Origin of the sequence: Emcibacter sp. SYSU 3D8 (genome assembly GCF_039655875.1) — a bacterium.
GTDB lineage: Bacteria > Pseudomonadota > Alphaproteobacteria > SMXS01 > SMXS01 > RI-34.
Genome location: NZ_JBBYXK010000002.1, coordinates 133,325 through 147,200, shown reverse-complemented (window position 1 = coordinate 147,200; position 13,876 = coordinate 133,325). Strand labels below are relative to the sequence as shown.

At 66.7% G+C, this 13,876-nt stretch carries 14 protein-coding genes; 7 read left to right on the top strand and 7 right to left on the bottom strand.

Translation table 11 applies throughout. The features are described 5' to 3' along the window. Positions 1-147: 147 nt before the first annotated feature. On the bottom strand, positions 148-1,005 hold the full coding sequence (locus tag WJU21_RS06575; protein WP_346322606.1) for a sulfurtransferase: 858 nt from the start codon (positions 1,003-1,005) through the stop codon (positions 148-150). A 133-nt stretch (positions 1,006-1,138) separates the two neighbouring features. Here WJU21_RS06575 and WJU21_RS06570 point away from each other — a divergent pair, with 133 nt between their 5' ends. Beyond that, on the top strand, positions 1,139-2,647 hold the full coding sequence (locus WJU21_RS06570) for a 3-hydroxyacyl-CoA dehydrogenase (RefSeq protein ID WP_346322605.1): 1,509 nt from the start codon (positions 1,139-1,141) through the stop codon (positions 2,645-2,647). 1 nt (position 2,648) lies between these two features. Here WJU21_RS06570 and WJU21_RS06565 read toward each other — a convergent pair whose 3' ends face one another. Continuing rightward, positions 2,649-3,551, bottom strand: a complete 903-nt coding sequence (locus WJU21_RS06565) for a diacylglycerol kinase family protein (RefSeq protein ID WP_346322604.1) — start codon at positions 3,549-3,551, stop codon at positions 2,649-2,651. An 81-nt stretch (positions 3,552-3,632) separates the two neighbouring features. Between WJU21_RS06565 and WJU21_RS06560 the strand changes: the two genes are divergently transcribed. The 5 genes from WJU21_RS06560 (at position 3,633) to WJU21_RS06540 (ending at position 7,839) form a co-directional block, all read left to right on the top strand. Then, the gene (locus WJU21_RS06560; protein WP_346322603.1) at positions 3,633-4,559 is read left to right on the top strand and encodes a UDP-2,3-diacylglucosamine diphosphatase; all 927 of its coding nucleotides are present in this window, start codon (positions 3,633-3,635) and stop codon (positions 4,557-4,559) included. 46 nt (positions 4,560-4,605) lie between these two features. Then, positions 4,606-5,643, top strand: coding sequence for a glycosyltransferase family 1 protein (locus WJU21_RS06555; protein WP_346322602.1), 1,038 nt, complete (start codon positions 4,606-4,608; stop codon positions 5,641-5,643). Positions 5,644-5,728: 85 nt separating this feature from the next. Beyond that, on the top strand, positions 5,729-6,382 hold the full coding sequence (locus WJU21_RS06550) for a glutathione S-transferase family protein (RefSeq protein WP_346322601.1): 654 nt from the start codon (positions 5,729-5,731) through the stop codon (positions 6,380-6,382). Positions 6,383-6,399: 17 nt separating this feature from the next. Beyond that, complete coding sequence (locus WJU21_RS06545; RefSeq protein WP_346322600.1) at positions 6,400-7,239, top strand: SDR family NAD(P)-dependent oxidoreductase; 840 nt, start codon at positions 6,400-6,402, stop codon at positions 7,237-7,239. A 75-nt stretch (positions 7,240-7,314) separates the two neighbouring features. Then, entirely contained in the window at positions 7,315-7,839 is a 525-nt protein-coding gene (locus WJU21_RS06540; protein WP_346322599.1) for a hypothetical protein, read from the top strand. Between the two features lie 3 nt (positions 7,840-7,842). Here WJU21_RS06540 and WJU21_RS06535 read toward each other — a convergent pair whose 3' ends face one another. Continuing rightward, positions 7,843-8,721 (bottom strand): alpha/beta hydrolase, encoded by an 879-nt coding sequence (locus WJU21_RS06535; RefSeq protein ID WP_346322598.1) that lies wholly within the window; start codon positions 8,719-8,721, stop codon positions 7,843-7,845. 62 nt (positions 8,722-8,783) lie between these two features. On the opposite strand from WJU21_RS06535, the gene WJU21_RS06530 reads away from it, so the two are divergent. Beyond that, complete coding sequence (locus WJU21_RS06530; RefSeq protein WP_346322597.1) at positions 8,784-9,440, top strand: hypothetical protein; 657 nt, start codon at positions 8,784-8,786, stop codon at positions 9,438-9,440. Between the two features lie 42 nt (positions 9,441-9,482). Here the strand turns inward: WJU21_RS06530 and WJU21_RS06525 are convergent, their stop codons facing one another. From WJU21_RS06525 to WJU21_RS06510, 4 genes are all read right to left on the bottom strand, one after another. Next, complete coding sequence (locus WJU21_RS06525; RefSeq protein WP_346322596.1) at positions 9,483-9,605, bottom strand: hypothetical protein; 123 nt, start codon at positions 9,603-9,605, stop codon at positions 9,483-9,485. A 2-nt stretch (positions 9,606-9,607) separates the two neighbouring features. Beyond that, positions 9,608-11,362 (bottom strand): DUF945 family protein, encoded by a 1,755-nt coding sequence (locus WJU21_RS06520; RefSeq protein WP_346322595.1) that lies wholly within the window; start codon positions 11,360-11,362, stop codon positions 9,608-9,610. 93 nt (positions 11,363-11,455) lie between these two features. Then, on the bottom strand, positions 11,456-12,871 hold the full coding sequence (locus tag WJU21_RS06515) for an FAD-binding oxidoreductase (RefSeq protein WP_346322594.1): 1,416 nt from the start codon (positions 12,869-12,871) through the stop codon (positions 11,456-11,458). Continuing rightward, positions 12,868-13,845, bottom strand: coding sequence for an L-threonylcarbamoyladenylate synthase (locus WJU21_RS06510; protein ID WP_346322593.1), 978 nt, complete (start codon positions 13,843-13,845; stop codon positions 12,868-12,870). The genes WJU21_RS06515 and WJU21_RS06510 overlap by 4 nt, the downstream gene beginning before the upstream one ends. Positions 13,846-13,876 lie beyond the last annotated feature (31 nt).

Sequence of the window (13,876 nt, the reverse complement as noted above, 5' to 3'; positions counted from 1 at the left end):
TTACCCGGAATGGTAACATCGGCGGGGAAGGGCGGGCGAAATTATTGCGGGACAAGCGGAAAACCGCATTGCACGGGGGGAGTTATAAAAATGGGCGTGGTAACGCGATATGCAATACCGGCCTGGCGGAAAACAGGCTGAAAAGCGTTATCCCACCTCCATGGGGGCGGCCGGATCAGCCGACCATTCGGACATGGAGCCGTCATAGACAGCGACATCCTCGTAGCCCAGCCGGGCGAGGGCGAAGGCGGTCAGCGTCGCGGCGATGCCGCCGCCGCAATAGGTAATGATCCTGCCGTCACTTCCGGCAACGCCGCCCAGCCGCTCGCGCAGCACGGCGTCGTCCAGCAGGCGCAGGTCCTCCCCCAGCAGATCCATGGCGGGCAGGTTGACGCTGCCGGCGATGCGGCCGGGGCGCGGGCCCGTCGCCACCTTGCCGGCGTGCATCTCGCGCGACAGGCTGTTGAGCACGCAGGTCTGGCCGTCGGCGATGGCGGCGGCCACGTCGTCCTTGCCGACGAACAGCCCGGGGCGCGGCTTTGGCGTGAATATCGCGGGCGGATAGCGGGGCGGATCGACCGACAGCGCGCGGCCTTCGCCCTTCCAGCGGCTCCACCCGCCATTCAGCACGGCGGCGTTGTCGAAGCCGAAGGCGCGCAGCATCCACCACACTCTGGTCGCCCACATGGGTGGCCCGGCGCAATAGAGGACGGCGTGGCTGTCGTCGCCCAGGCCCGCCTTGCCGATCGCGCTGGCAAACTTTTCTGCCGACGGCATCATGAAGCGCAGTGCCTGCCCGGTATCGGACAGATCGGAGATCAGGTCGAGGAAGCCGGCGCCGGGAATGTGACCCTGCTCCCAGTGCGCCCTGCCGCTCTCGATCTTCACCGTGCCGTCGCCGCCCGGCGTCAGGAACACGGTGCAGTCATAGATGCGCAGGGTCGGATCGTCGAGGTGCGCGGCAAGCCACTCGGCTTCCACCAGGCCGCCTTTGGCGAATGTCATGGTCGTTCTCCCGTTTCCCGCCCCAGCATAGCGAAGGTGCCGGCACGAATCCCAGCCTCGGTGCTTGGTGCGGCCGAACCGGCTGTGCTATGAACCGCCCCACCTTACCAAGCAGTGAACAACGGGGGAACTCGTGACCAAGCAGAACGAAATCGTCGGCGTCCTGGGTGCCGGCGCCATGGGCCGCGGCATCGTCCAGATCGCCCTCCAGGCCGGTTGCCCGGTGCGCCTGTTCGACATGAACCGGGCCGCCATGGAAGAAGCCGCCGGTTTCATCGGCAAGATGCTGGACCGGTCCGCCGAGAAGGGCCAGATGGATCAGGCCGCCGCCGACGCCGCCAAGGCCAATCTGACCCTGGCCGACAGTCTCGAGGGCTTCGCCGACTGCACCGTGGTGGTCGAGGCGATCCTGGAAAATCTCGACGTGAAGAAGCAGGTGTTTGCCGACCTGGAGGCCATCGTTTCGGACGACTGCATCCTCACCACCAACACCTCCTCGCTCAGCGTCACCGCCATTGCCGCCGCCTGCAAGAAGCCGGGCCGCGTCGCCGGCTTCCACTTCTTCAACCCGGTGCCGCTGATGAAGGTGGTCGAGGTGGTGAAGGCGCTGATGACCGAGGACTGGGCCATCGACCGCCTGAACGCGCTGGCGAACGCCATGGGCCACCGCCCGGTCGGCGCCAAGGACACGCCCGGCTTCCTGGTCAACCATGCCGGCCGCGCCTATTACACCGAGGGCTTCCGCATCCTGTCGGAAGGCGTCGCCGAATATCCGGTGATCGACGACGTGCTGCGCGATGCCTGCGGCTTCCGCATGGGCTGCTTCGAACTCCTCGACCTGACCGGCCTCGACGTGTCGTTCCCGGTGATGGTCAGCATCTGGCAGCAGTTCTTCAACGAGCCGCGTTACGTGCCGAACCCGCTGGCGCCGCAGCGCGTCGCCGCCGGCCTCTACGGCCGCAAGACCGGCCGCGGCTTCTATGAATATGCGGACGGCAAGCGCAGCACCTTCCCGCGCGCTCCCGCGCCCACCGCGCTGCCGAAAGCCGTCTGGGCCGCGAAAGCCTCCACTGAAGTACAGGACATCGTCACCGCGCTCGCCAAGGCGAACGGCGTCTCCGTCGTGTCCGAGCCGGGCGACGGCGTGGTCAGCATCGTCTCGCCCATCGGCAAGGACGCTACAACCACCGCGCTGGAGCTGGGCATCGACCCGGCCAACACCGTTGCCATCGACCCGCTGTTCGGCCTCGCCACCCACCGCACGCTTATGACCACGCCGGTGACCAGGCCGGAAATCCGCGACGGCGCCCATGCGCTGTTCGCGACGGCCGCCGAGGCGGTGACGGTGATCCATGACAGCCCGGGCTTCATCGCCCAGCGGGTGATCGCCTGCATCGTCAATGTGGGCTGCGAGATCGCCCAGCAGCGCATCGCCACGCCCGACGACATCAACGCAGCCGTGCGGCTCGGTCTCGGCTATCCCAAGGGGCCGCTGGAGTTCGGCGACGCGCTCGGCGCCAGCACGGTTCTGGGCATCCTCGACGCCATGTACGCGTTCTACGGCGACCCGCGCTACCGGGCCAGCGCCTGGCTGAAGCGCCGCGCCCTGCTCGGCGTGTCGCTGACGACGCCGGAAGGTTGAGCTAGCGGGGCTGGACGAGGTTCAGGGTGTCCGGGGCCAGCGCGAGGCGTGCCGGGCCGGGACCGTGGAAGTCGCCGTCGATCTCGATCAGCGCGCCTGGTGCTTTCGGCACCAGCACCTCCTGTGCCTCGATGAACTGCACGTCCTTCTCCCGGTCCAGCCGGTCGCGGCCGATGGCGGCCAGGTAACGGAGCATGTCGCGGCGCCCGGCACCCGGCATCAGGCAGACGGTGAGCGACGGCGCGTCGAGCCGGGCCATGGGCGCGACGATGTAGCGGCCCGCATAGCGCCGGCCGTTGGCGGCGATCATCCAGGCGGTCTCGTATGACCGGCCGTCGACGACCACCTCGAACGGCGCGGCCGGCGGCTCCAGCCATTCAAGCAGGCCGGCGAGGCCATAGGCGGCCTTGCCCCAGCGATACTTGATGACGGGATCGATCCGCGCCGTCACCCGCGCGTCATAGCCGGCGCCGGCCATCATCAGGAAGCGGCGGCCGTCGATGTCGCCCATGTGGATCGGCTTGGCCACACCGTCGATCAGCGTCCGCGACACCGGTCCGGACCACGCGCCGATGCCCAGCTCGCTGGCCAGCACATTCGCCGTGCCCATCGGGATGATGCCCATGATCATGCCGGTGCCGGCGAGGCCGTTCGCCACCTCGTTGATGGTGCCGTCGCCGCCTGCCGCGACGACCGCGTCGGGCCGGTCGTCGCCCGTCGCGGCGCTTCGGGCCATGGCTTCGGCATCGCCCCGCTGCGTCGTCGCCGCGATGGTGACAATGAAACCTGCCCGCTCCAAGGTCTCGATGGTCTTGCGCAAGAATACCTGTCGCCGCCGCCCGGCGATGGGGTTCAAAATCACAAGAAATCGTCGCGGCTGACCGGCTTGTTCTGCGTTGGACATAAAAATGTAACTGACTGGAGGTATTTTGAAGACATGGAATTAAGCGACCATCGGGATCATAGCAAGAAAGATTACGGTTTTATGATCCAGGCAGAAACGTCGAGACGGGACATCTCGTCGGAAGACTGGCAGGGCCGATCCTCGTCAGGCACCGTCCGCGGCAGCGCGCGCCGCACTGTTGCCGCGCTTCCCAAGCCGCCGCTGGAGGAGGGCGACCTCCGCTACCGCAGCATCTGGATCTCCGACATCCATCTCGGCACCAGGGGATCGCAGGCCGATGCCCTGCTCGATTTCCTGAAATACACCGAATCCGACAGGCTCTATCTGGTCGGCGACATCGTCGACGGCTGGCGCCTCAAGAAAAGCTGGTATTGGCCCCAGGCCCACAACGACGTGGTCCAGAAGGTGCTGCGCAAGGCGCGCAAAGGCACCGAGGTGATCTATATCACCGGCAACCACGACGAGGGCCTGCGCGATTTCGCCGGGCACTTTTTCGGCGGCGTGCTGGTCACCAACGAGGCCGTTCACCAGATGGCCGATGGCCGCCGCTTCCTGGTGGTGCACGGCGACGCCTTCGACGCGGTCGTCAAGCATGCCCGCTGGCTCGCCTTCCTGGGCGACCACGCCTACAACGCGGCCCTGGCGGTGAACCGGTTGGTCAACGTCGCCCGCCGCCGCCTGGGCTACTCCTACTGGTCGCTGTCGGCCTATCTGAAGCACAAGGTCAAGAACGCGGTGGAATTCATCAGCCGCTTCGAGGATGCCGTGGCGCACGAATGCGCCGAGCGCGGGCTCGATGGCGTCATCTGCGGCCATATCCACCATGCCGAGATGCGCACGATGAACGGCGTCCTCTACTGCAACGACGGCGACTGGGTGGAAAGCTGCACCGCGCTGGTCGAGCATATCGATGGCCGGCTGGAGATCATCCACTGGCTCGAGATGACCGAACGCTACGAACTGGTCGGCAAGACCGCGCCCGCGCCGGCAGACCCCGTCACCGCCTGATGGCGCGACCTCCCTTTCCCGGACATGTTCCAGACGAGGACCGTTCATGAAGATCTGCATCGTCAGCGATGCCTGGTTCCCCCAGGTCAACGGCGTGGTGCGTACGCTGGACACCACCCGGACCGAATTGCTGAAGCTCGGACACGAGGTGTTGATGATCACGCCCGACCTGTTCCGCACCATGGCCATGCCGACCTATCCGGAGATCCGGCTGGCGGTGCTGCCGCGCCGGCGGCTACGGGCGATGATCGCCGATTTCGCGCCCGACGCGGTCCACATCGCCACCGAGGGCCCGCTGGGCTGGACGGCGCGGCGCATCTGCCTCAAGGCCGATCTCAGCTTCACCACCGCGTTCCATACCAGGTTTGCCGAATACATCGCCGCCCGGTTCCACATCCCGCTGTCGTGGGGATATGCCATGCTGCGCCGGTTCCACAAGCCGTCGGACCGGGTGATGGCCGCCACCGAATCCCTGCGCCGGGAACTGGAGGAGCGGGGCTTTGGCCGCACCGCCCTGTTCTCGCGCGGCGTCGACATGACGGTGTTCCATCCCCGCGAGAAGACCGACCTCGATCTGCTGCGGCCGGTCTATACCTATGTGGGGCGGGTCGCGGTCGAGAAGAACCTGGAGGCCTTCGTCAGTCTTGACCTGCCGGGCACCAAGGTCGTCGTCGGCGACGGTCCCCAGCTCGACGAACTCCGCGCCGAATATCCCGACGTCATCTTTACCGGCGTCAAACAGGGCGCGGAACTGGCCGATTATTACGCCCAGAGCGACGTGTTCGTGTTTCCCAGCAGGACCGACACGTTCGGTCTCGTAATCCTTGAGGCGCTGGCCTGCGGCGTGCCCGTGGCCGCCTATCCGGTGCCGGGGCCGCTCGACGTGCTGGGCGAGAAGGCCTGCCGCGAGGATCATGCGGCACGCGATGCCGTCGGCTGCCTGTCCGACGATCTGGGCACCGCCATCGCCGGCGCCCTCAGGCTCGACCCGCAGGCTTGCCTCGCCTTCGCCCAGACCTTCAGCTGGGAGGCCTGCACCCGTCAATTCGTGGAGAACCTCGCCCCTTTGGAGGTCGCGGCCTGAAGCCATAGCGCGGCAGGCCGCTTTCCCGTTTCCCCGCACCCGAAAGCCCATTACAAATTGGCCCCGGACCTGAACGGGGAAATTGATGAAGATTTACGGGCCGTCGTTTTCGCCCTTCGTATCCCGCGTGCGCGCGGCACTGCATCACAAGGGCGTTGCCTATGAGCAGGAGCTGCCGCCGGGCGGGTCGACCCGGTCCGAGGACTATCTGCGGATCAATCCCATCGGCAAGGTGCCAGCCATGGTCGATGGCGGCGTCACCCTGCCGGAATCCGAAGTGATCTGCGAATATATCGAGGAAAAATTTCCGCAGAAGCCGTTGTTGCCGGCGGATCTGGCCGCCCGCGGCAGGGTCCGGCTGATCAACCGTGTCGGCGATATCTACATCGTCGTTCCCATGTTCAGCCTGTTTCCCCAGCTCAATCCGGTGACGCGGCAAAAGGCGCTTTCAGACACTGGCCTTGCCGGCACCCGCAGCGGCCTGGCGTTGCTGGAAGGATTCATGGAGGGCGAGGAATTCGCCGTCGGCGGCGAGTTGACGCTGGCCGACTGCGCCATCCCGCCGATCCTGTTCTTCGTCCACTACATCATGTCGCATTTTGGCGACAGCGAGCCGCTGGCCGGCTATCCCAAGCTCGATGCCTATTGGTGGAACATGAGCAAGCATCAGATTTGCGGCCGCATCCTCGACGACATGGATACCACCTTCAAGGCCATGCTGGCCGCACGCGCATCCTAGACAAGGGAGAGATCATCATGGCGGATTCCAACGGCAAGGTAGCCATCGTCACCGGCGCGGGCCGCAAGCGCGGCCTGGGACGCGCCATCGCGCTCAGGCTGGCGCAGGACGGTTTCGACGTGGCGGTGTCCGCGTTCCCGCGCGACCCGTCGACCTATCCGGATCACGAAAAGGCGGAAGGCTGGAAAGCCGCCGAAAGTGTCGCCGAGGAAATTCGCGCCATGGGCCGCAAGGCGGCCGCCATCCTGTGCGACGTCACCAAGCGCGACCAGGTCGAGAATCTGATGGCCGAAACCGAGAAGCAGCTCGGCCCGGTCTATGCGGTCGTGAACAATGCCGGCGTGCCCAGCGACGCGGGCGCGGCGTCGATCATCGAGATGTCGGACGAGCTCTGGTACTCGACCGTCGACGTCAATTTGAACGGCGTCTACCTGGTGTCGAAGCTGGGCGCGAAAGCCATGCTGAAGTCCGGCAATGGCGGCGCCATCGTCAACATCTCGTCCATGGCCGGCCGGGTCGGCCTGCCTCTCTACGGCGCCTATTGCGCGTCCAAATTCGCGGTGATCGGCCTGACCCAGCAGATGGCCATCGAACTGGCCAAGCAGGGCATCCGCGTCAACTGCGTCTGCCCCGGCTCCACCGACACCGACATGATGGACAGCACCTTCAAGCGCTCGGCCGAGTTGTACCAGCGCGACTTCACCGAGGTGAAGAAGGGCGTGCGCGTCGCCATTCCCATGGGCCGCCAGGGCCAGCCGTCGGAACAGGCGGCGGCGGTGGCGTTCCTGTGCAGTCCCGATGCCTCCTATGTCACCGGCCAGACCCTGAACGTGGACGGCGGCCTCAGGATGGATTGAGGCTCGGCAAGACCGTAGTTTCCTGCCGCCGCCATCTGCTATCTTACCGCTGAAATGACCAGCGAGGGGTTGAACATGGTCGGTCACGGAATTCGCAATCGGGGCATGGCCATTGCGGCCGGCATCATGCTGGCGCTGATCGCGTCCAGCGCACAGGCGCAGTACATCAACGATCCGTCCATGGTCGAGGCCAGGGGCAAGAAGGAAAGGGCGGCGCAGGAGGCCTGGGTGATGCTGCCGCCGAAGATGAAGATCTGCATGGATCAAGCCCTGGCCATGAGCCAGATGAGCTTCGCGACGGCGATCAAGCAGAAGCTGCCGCCCTACGACCCCAGATTCGCCACCCAGATGAGCCGCTGCCAGCGCCTTGCCGGCCGTGACCTGCAGGTCAACTTCCCCTGCACCATCGAAGAGAACGGCCGCCCGGTCGATACGATGTGCGACGAGGTCTATGCCCAGCTCGGCGGACGCCAGCCGGTGCCGCTCACCTACCAGCAATATGTGGGCGCCGATCTGCACGCCCGGAAGGTCGACATCATCGAGATGGAAAGTCCGCCGGCCCGCGACGCGCGCCTGGGCGGGCAGCGGCCTTACCGGTAAGGCTCAGCCCGCCGCGTCCGCGTCCCTGAGCAACTGGTCGATGGCCGGCGTCACGTCCGGCTCGTCGAGCAGCGGTACGTGGCCGCGGTCCGGGACCAGCACCAGCCGGGCATCGGAGATCCTCCGGCCCATGTCCTCGAACACGTCCTGCTCCAGGATGTCGGAAAGCGCGCCGCGCAGCACCACGGTCGGCACGTCCTTCAGGCGCTCGAACAACGGCCAGGGATCGGCATCCGGCGCGGGCGGCGGCGCTTCTCGGATGGCGTCGCCGATCCTGGGGTCGTAATCCAGGCGGATGATGCCGCCGTCCTCGCGGTACCCGCGCCGGGCGAAGGCAGCCCAATCCGCGTCGGAAAGTCCTGTCAGCGACGGGCCATAGACGAATTTCGCCTGCTCCACGGCGTCGTCCCAGGTCGCCACCGGATCGGCCTTGCCCGTATAGGACTGGATACGGGCGATGCCCGGGCCAAGCACCGGCCCCACATCGTTCAGCACCGCGCCCGCCAAAGTGACCGACTTGACGCCCGCCAGCACCATGGTGATCACGCCGCCCAGCGACGTGCCGATCGCCACGAACCGGTCGATGCCCAGTTCGGCCAGCAGGGTCAGGGCGTCCTTCACATAGACGCCGGGCGCATAGTTCTGGTAGGCCGGATCATAGGCCGAGAAGCCGCGCCCGCGCAGGTCCGGACAGATCACCCGGCGGTCCGCCGAAAGCCGCGTCGCCAGCGTGACGAAATCCCGCGAGTTGCGGGTCAGGCCGGGCAGGCAGAGCACCGGCGTGCCCTTGGCCGCGGCGTCGCCGAAATCCCGGTAGAACAGTTCCAGGCCGTCGGCCGAGCGGTAGGTGGCGGTACGTTCGGGGGCGGCGGTGCCGGACATGCTGGTTCCCTTCCTGGAGTTGTGCGAGTATGCCGGGACCGCCACCCAAGTGCGAGTATTGCTTGATAGACTCTGCCGTCGACCCCGCTCTGGGCCGCTGGGCCACCCTCAAGGACGCTGCCGGCGTGCTGGATACACAGCCGCGGGACCTGCTCAAACAGGTCAAGAAGGGCAAGCTGCGGGCGACGAAAATAGGCAACAACTGGTTCGTTTACCTGGACCCCGAGGTCCAGGCGGCTGCTGCCGCCCGGGCCCATGCGGCACAGGAAAAGCAGGATCTGCGCCGCAAGGCCAGGGAGCGCCTGGAGCGCGAGAATGCGGCGCTGCGCGCCAAGGCCACGAAGGCAAGCCCCCACGAATCCGAGCAGCCCGCGCCTCCCGAAGCGCTGGGGCGCCAGCTCACGCCCCTGCTCGAGGGGATCGAGCGCCATCACCGCAGCATGACCGCCGAAATCGAGTTTCTGCGGTCCGAACTGGTCGCAACCCGCCAGCAGCATGCCGACGAAATGCGCCGCAAGGACATTCTGCTGCAGCAGGCGCACAAGACGTTGCAGGACGTGGTCAAGCTGGGGTTGCCGGGCCCCCAGGCCGCGGCCGCCGAGCCCGCGCCGCCGCGGGAGGTGGACCAGCTCCGCCAGGATCAGGCGCGGATGTCGCGGGTGATGGGCGAAATGTCGGAATTGCTGACGCTGATGTACCGCCGGCTGCGTCGCCCCTGACGCCCGCGCAACAGCCAGCGTTACCGGCGGGGCCGGTCAGGCTCAGGTATGAAAGCCGAAGTGCCAGGCGATGTGGCTCAGACCCATCAGGATCATGTAGCCGGTCAGGCCGAAGGCGGCGGCGATGCCGGCCACCTTCAGGTGACGCTTGATACGCGTCCACAAGGTCATGGAACCTTGGGCGCCAGATCGGGGCGTGACACGCCGTTCAGCACCACCTTGCCGTCGCGGAACAATGCCTCGAGCACATAGGCGTCGCCGTCCTTGCGCACCACGGACTGGCGCTCCAGCTTGGCGAGATCGGTCCGCGCCGTGGTGGCGGCCAGGCTCGTGATCATGTCTTCGGACAGATCCCGGCCCTGCTCGCGCAGCCGGGCGCGCAGCGTCCGGGCGCTGCTGCGGGTCAACGCCCAGACCAGGGCGTCATTGGAGACGCGGGCCTTGAGCGAGCCTTCCAGCCGCCGGACCACGTTTTCAACCGAGGAATAATCCAGCGGCGCATCGCCCTTGAAGCCAAGTTCGCCGCTCGCGGTCGCTGTGCCCACGGGCATGGTGATCGCCACGTTCTCCAGATGGAGCCGGGTATGGGGGCGGATGATGGCAGGGCCCTTCTGGCTCATCATGCGGGCCATTTCCTCTTCCTGCTGCGCCTCGGGAAGGCCCGTCGCGACGATGCGCACGAAGTCGCCATAGAGTTCGCCGAGCATGTTGCCGTCGAGCCGGGCCAGGCGCAGCCGGCCGGTGCCCTCGGTCATCCTGATCTCGTCATAGTCGAGCGCGTCGATCTGCTGATCGATCGCGATGGTCACGTCGCCGTCCTTGCCGTCGACGCTCAGCGCCGTCGTGCCCTTGTAGATGGCGAATGGCCCGTCGATATTGATGGCGACAGCGGTACGCAGTTCCACCGGCGACGACAACAGTCCGGTCAGCGACGTGTTGAGGAACTGGTTCAGGACGTCCCGTTGCACCTGCGGCCGGTCGCCGGAATCCAGGAACTTGTTGTACAGGTCGTAGGCATCGTCGAGCGCACTGACCGACAGGTTGTTGACTTCGAGGGTCCAGGCGCTTGGGCCCAGGGTGCCCCCCTCGAACTCGGCCGCGCCGATGCCGAAAACGGCGCTGGCATCCAGGCGCTCGGCGCCGTCCGCAGCCGCCCTGACCTTGTAGTCCAGGTCGTCGATCCGGACGGATTCGCCGGATTCCGGATTCATCAGCCGTACTTCGTTGACGTGCGCGTCGGTATCGCCGAGCCAGATATGGCGCCCGCGCTTCTTCTGCGCGCTCCGGACCGCCATGCCGCGGAGCAACAACAGCCGTTCGCCGGCCTCCCATTTGAACAACGGCATGTCGAGCCGCACATTGAAGGCCCGCCGCTCGGCGCCGATCCGGCCCGAGGCGCCGTCCCATTGCACCGATGTGTGCGGCCCCATCGCGCCCGTGTAATCCGGGTTGCTGACCATCGTGGTGGAGCGGCCGAACAGGCCGAATGTAGTGCGGAAGGTCAGGAAGGGCTTGCCCTGCAGATACTGCGACAGAAGCTGCTCGATCATCTGGGGCAGGCGTAACTCGGTCTCGGCATAGGCATAGCCGATATAGGGGAACGCCCCGCGCAGCAGGATCGGGCCATGGCTGATGGTGTGAGCGAACCTCACCTCCAGCGCCGTGCCGGGATCCAGGCCCAGTGTCTGTTCCAGGGTGTCGGCGTACTGGCCTTCCAGCACGAGCTTGCTGCGGGCATGGGAGCTGAACCAGCCGCGCCGGAAATCGACCAGCTCGATCCGGTAGGCGCCCTGCTGCGAAATGGTCTTCAGCGTGGCGCGCAGCGATTCCTCGGCCGAATATCCGATGAGTGCAGGCAGCGCGAGCAGGATCGCCGCGGCGATACCGACGGCGGCAATGGCGCCCATGACGCCACGCTTCATCGAATTCCTCCCGAGAACAGGCTTGTTCCCCTTTTTACCCGGGCAGACCGGTTGTTTTCCAGCGGTATGAGCGATGCGGGCACGGCTGGTGCATCAATCGTCGGAGAGTGTGACAAGTTTGCCCGGATTCAGGATGTTGTCCGGGTCCATGGCCCGCTTGATACGCCGCATGAGTTCCATCTCCACCGGGCTCTTGTAGCGGACGATCTCGTCGACCTTGAGCTGGCCCACGCCATGCTCGGCGCTGATGCTGCCCTCCAGCGCCGCGACAATGTCGTGCACCACCACGTTGATTTGCTCCCAGCGATCCAGAAAAACCTGTCTGTCTATCCCGAGCGGCTGCGACAGGTTGAAGTGGATGTTGCCGTCGCCCATATGGCCGAACGGGACGGCGCGAATGCCCGGGATCAGCAACTCGACGGCACGGGTGGCCTTGCGGATGAACTCGGGGATGCGTGCGATGGGCACCGAGACATCGTGCTTGATGCTGCCGCCCTCGTATTTCTGCGATTCCGACAGGCTTTCGCGCAACCGCCACAGGTCGGCGCGCTGCGCCACCGACCGGGCGACGGCGGCATCGGCGACCAGGCCGCGCTCCAGCGCCCGCTCCAGCAGGGATTGCATGGCGCCTTGCAGATCCGTGCCGGGCGCGGCGGTGGTCAGGTCGATCAGCACATACCAGGGCGACGGCGAAGTCAGCGGATCGCGGTTCCCCGGCATGTGGTTCACCACGAATTCCAGGCCCAGGCGCGGGATCAGTTCGAAGCTGCTGACCCGGTCGCCTGACGCTTCCCTCGCCAGTGACAGCAGCCGGATCGCCGCTTCGACGTCCGGCACTGCGACCAGGGCCGTTTCCTGCTGCCGCGGCGCCGGGAAAAGCTTCAGCACGGCCGCCGTGATGATCCCAAGGGTTCCCTCGGCGCCGAGAAACAATTGCTTCAGGTCATAGCCGGTGTTGTCCTTGCGCAGGCCGCGCAGGCCATTCCAGACCCGGCCGTCGGCCAGCACGACTTCAAGCCCCAGCACCAGATCGCGGGCATTGCCATAGCGCAACACCGCATTGCCGCCCGCATTGGTCGACAACACGCCGCCGATCTGGGCCGAACCTTCGGAGGACAGGCTGAGTGGAAACAGCCGGTCGGCTTCCACCGCCGCCTGCTGCGCCGCCGCGAGCACCACGCCGGCCTCGAGCGTCATGGTAAAGCCTTCCGGATCAACGGCGCGGACCCGGTTCATCCGCCCCAGCGACACGACTACCTCGCCGGCGCCGGCATGGGGCATGGCGCCGCCGCACAGACCGGTATGTCCGCCCTGCGGCACCAGCTTGATGCCCGCTGCCGCGCAATGGGCAACGATCGCGGCCACCTGCGGCGTGTCGCGGGGCCGCGCGACCAGCGGCGTGTCGCCATGCCAGCGGTCGCGCCATTCGGTCAGGTAGGGCGCCATGTCGGCGGGATCGTCGATGTAGCCGCCCGGTCCCAGCAGCCGCTTCAGCGCGTCGATGCTCATGGCCGGCCCTCCCGCGGTGCGGCGGCGCGGCGCAACCGGTCATTGACGGCAAGGCCGAGGCCGGTCTCCGGGATCGGCATGACGGCAATGGCTGTAACGCCGGGATGGTCAAGTGCCCGCAGCATGGCGAACAGGTTGGCTGCCGCCTCGGCCGGGTCGCCTGACGGGCTGAGGTTGAGCGTGACCTGTGCACCCGGAAGCGGTGCCCCGAACGCCAGCAGCGCCTCGCCGCTCCGGACATCCCGTGCATCCAGCCGCAGGGCGGCATCGGGCGCGTAATGACTGCTTAATTGTCCCGGCGCCGTGACCCCCTGTTCCGGCGCATGGCGCAGCAACGCCACGCCGGCCAGTTCCTTGATGTCCTCGGCGGCGATTCCGCCGGGGCGTAGCAGCACCGGCCGCTCGCCATCGAAGCCGACGATGGTTGATTCCAGGCCGACCGTGCACGGGCCGCCGTCAACCACCATGGCGACGGGCAATTCCTCGATCACGTGCCGGGCCGTCGTCGGGCTGACATGGCCCGACCGGTTCGCGCTGGGCGCGGCAAGCGGTCCGCCGAAGGCGCGCAGGATATCGCGCGCCGCCGGATGGGCCGGCATCCGGATCGCCAGGGTGTCGAGGCCGGCCGAAGCGAGCAGCGAAACCGGGCATCCGGTCCGGCGCGGCAGCACCAGGGTCAGGGGACCGGGCCAGAACCGCGCGGCGATGCGCCGGGCCAGCGGCGTCAGCTCGACCAGCGCCTCGGCCTGCGCCATGTCCGCCACATGGATGATCAGCGGGTTGAAGGTGGGCCGGCCCTTCATTTCGAAGATACGCGCCACCGCCCGGTCATCGCAGGCGTCGGCGGCAAGGCCATAGACTGTCTCTGTCGGCAGGCCAAGGGGCTGTCCGGCGCGCAGCAGCGCCACGGCGCGGGCGGTGGTCGCCGGGCCGGCCTTGAAGATCGCATGTTCCGATGGCGCTGGTCTGTTCATCTCCACCATATCTAAATCGCTTTCAGCCAAA

Excerpts from the sequence above, each read along its gene's own strand:
- WJU21_RS06545 (WP_346322600.1), top strand. The coding sequence starts at position 6,400 with ATGGCGGATTCCAACGGCAAGGTAGCCATCGTCACCGGCGCGGGCCGC.
- WJU21_RS06535 (WP_346322598.1), bottom strand. The coding sequence starts at position 8,721 with ATGTCCGGCACCGCCGCCCCCGAACGTACCGCCACCTACCGCTCGGCC.
- WJU21_RS06550 (WP_346322601.1), top strand. The coding sequence starts at position 5,729 with ATGAAGATTTACGGGCCGTCGTTTTCGCCCTTCGTATCCCGCGTGCGC.
- WJU21_RS06565 (WP_346322604.1), bottom strand. The coding sequence starts at position 3,551 with ATGTCCAACGCAGAACAAGCCGGTCAGCCGCGACGATTTCTTGTGATT.
- WJU21_RS06510 (WP_346322593.1), bottom strand. The coding sequence starts at position 13,845 with ATGAACAGACCAGCGCCATCGGAACATGCGATCTTCAAGGCCGGCCCG.
- WJU21_RS06540 (WP_346322599.1), top strand. The coding sequence starts at position 7,315 with ATGGTCGGTCACGGAATTCGCAATCGGGGCATGGCCATTGCGGCCGGC.
- WJU21_RS06560 (WP_346322603.1), top strand. The coding sequence starts at position 3,633 with ATGATCCAGGCAGAAACGTCGAGACGGGACATCTCGTCGGAAGACTGG.
- WJU21_RS06520 (WP_346322595.1), bottom strand. The coding sequence starts at position 11,362 with ATGAAGCGTGGCGTCATGGGCGCCATTGCCGCCGTCGGTATCGCCGCG.
- WJU21_RS06555 (WP_346322602.1), top strand. The coding sequence starts at position 4,606 with ATGAAGATCTGCATCGTCAGCGATGCCTGGTTCCCCCAGGTCAACGGC.
- WJU21_RS06575 (WP_346322606.1), bottom strand. The coding sequence starts at position 1,005 with ATGACATTCGCCAAAGGCGGCCTGGTGGAAGCCGAGTGGCTTGCCGCG.
- WJU21_RS06515 (WP_346322594.1), bottom strand. The coding sequence starts at position 12,871 with ATGAGCATCGACGCGCTGAAGCGGCTGCTGGGACCGGGCGGCTACATC.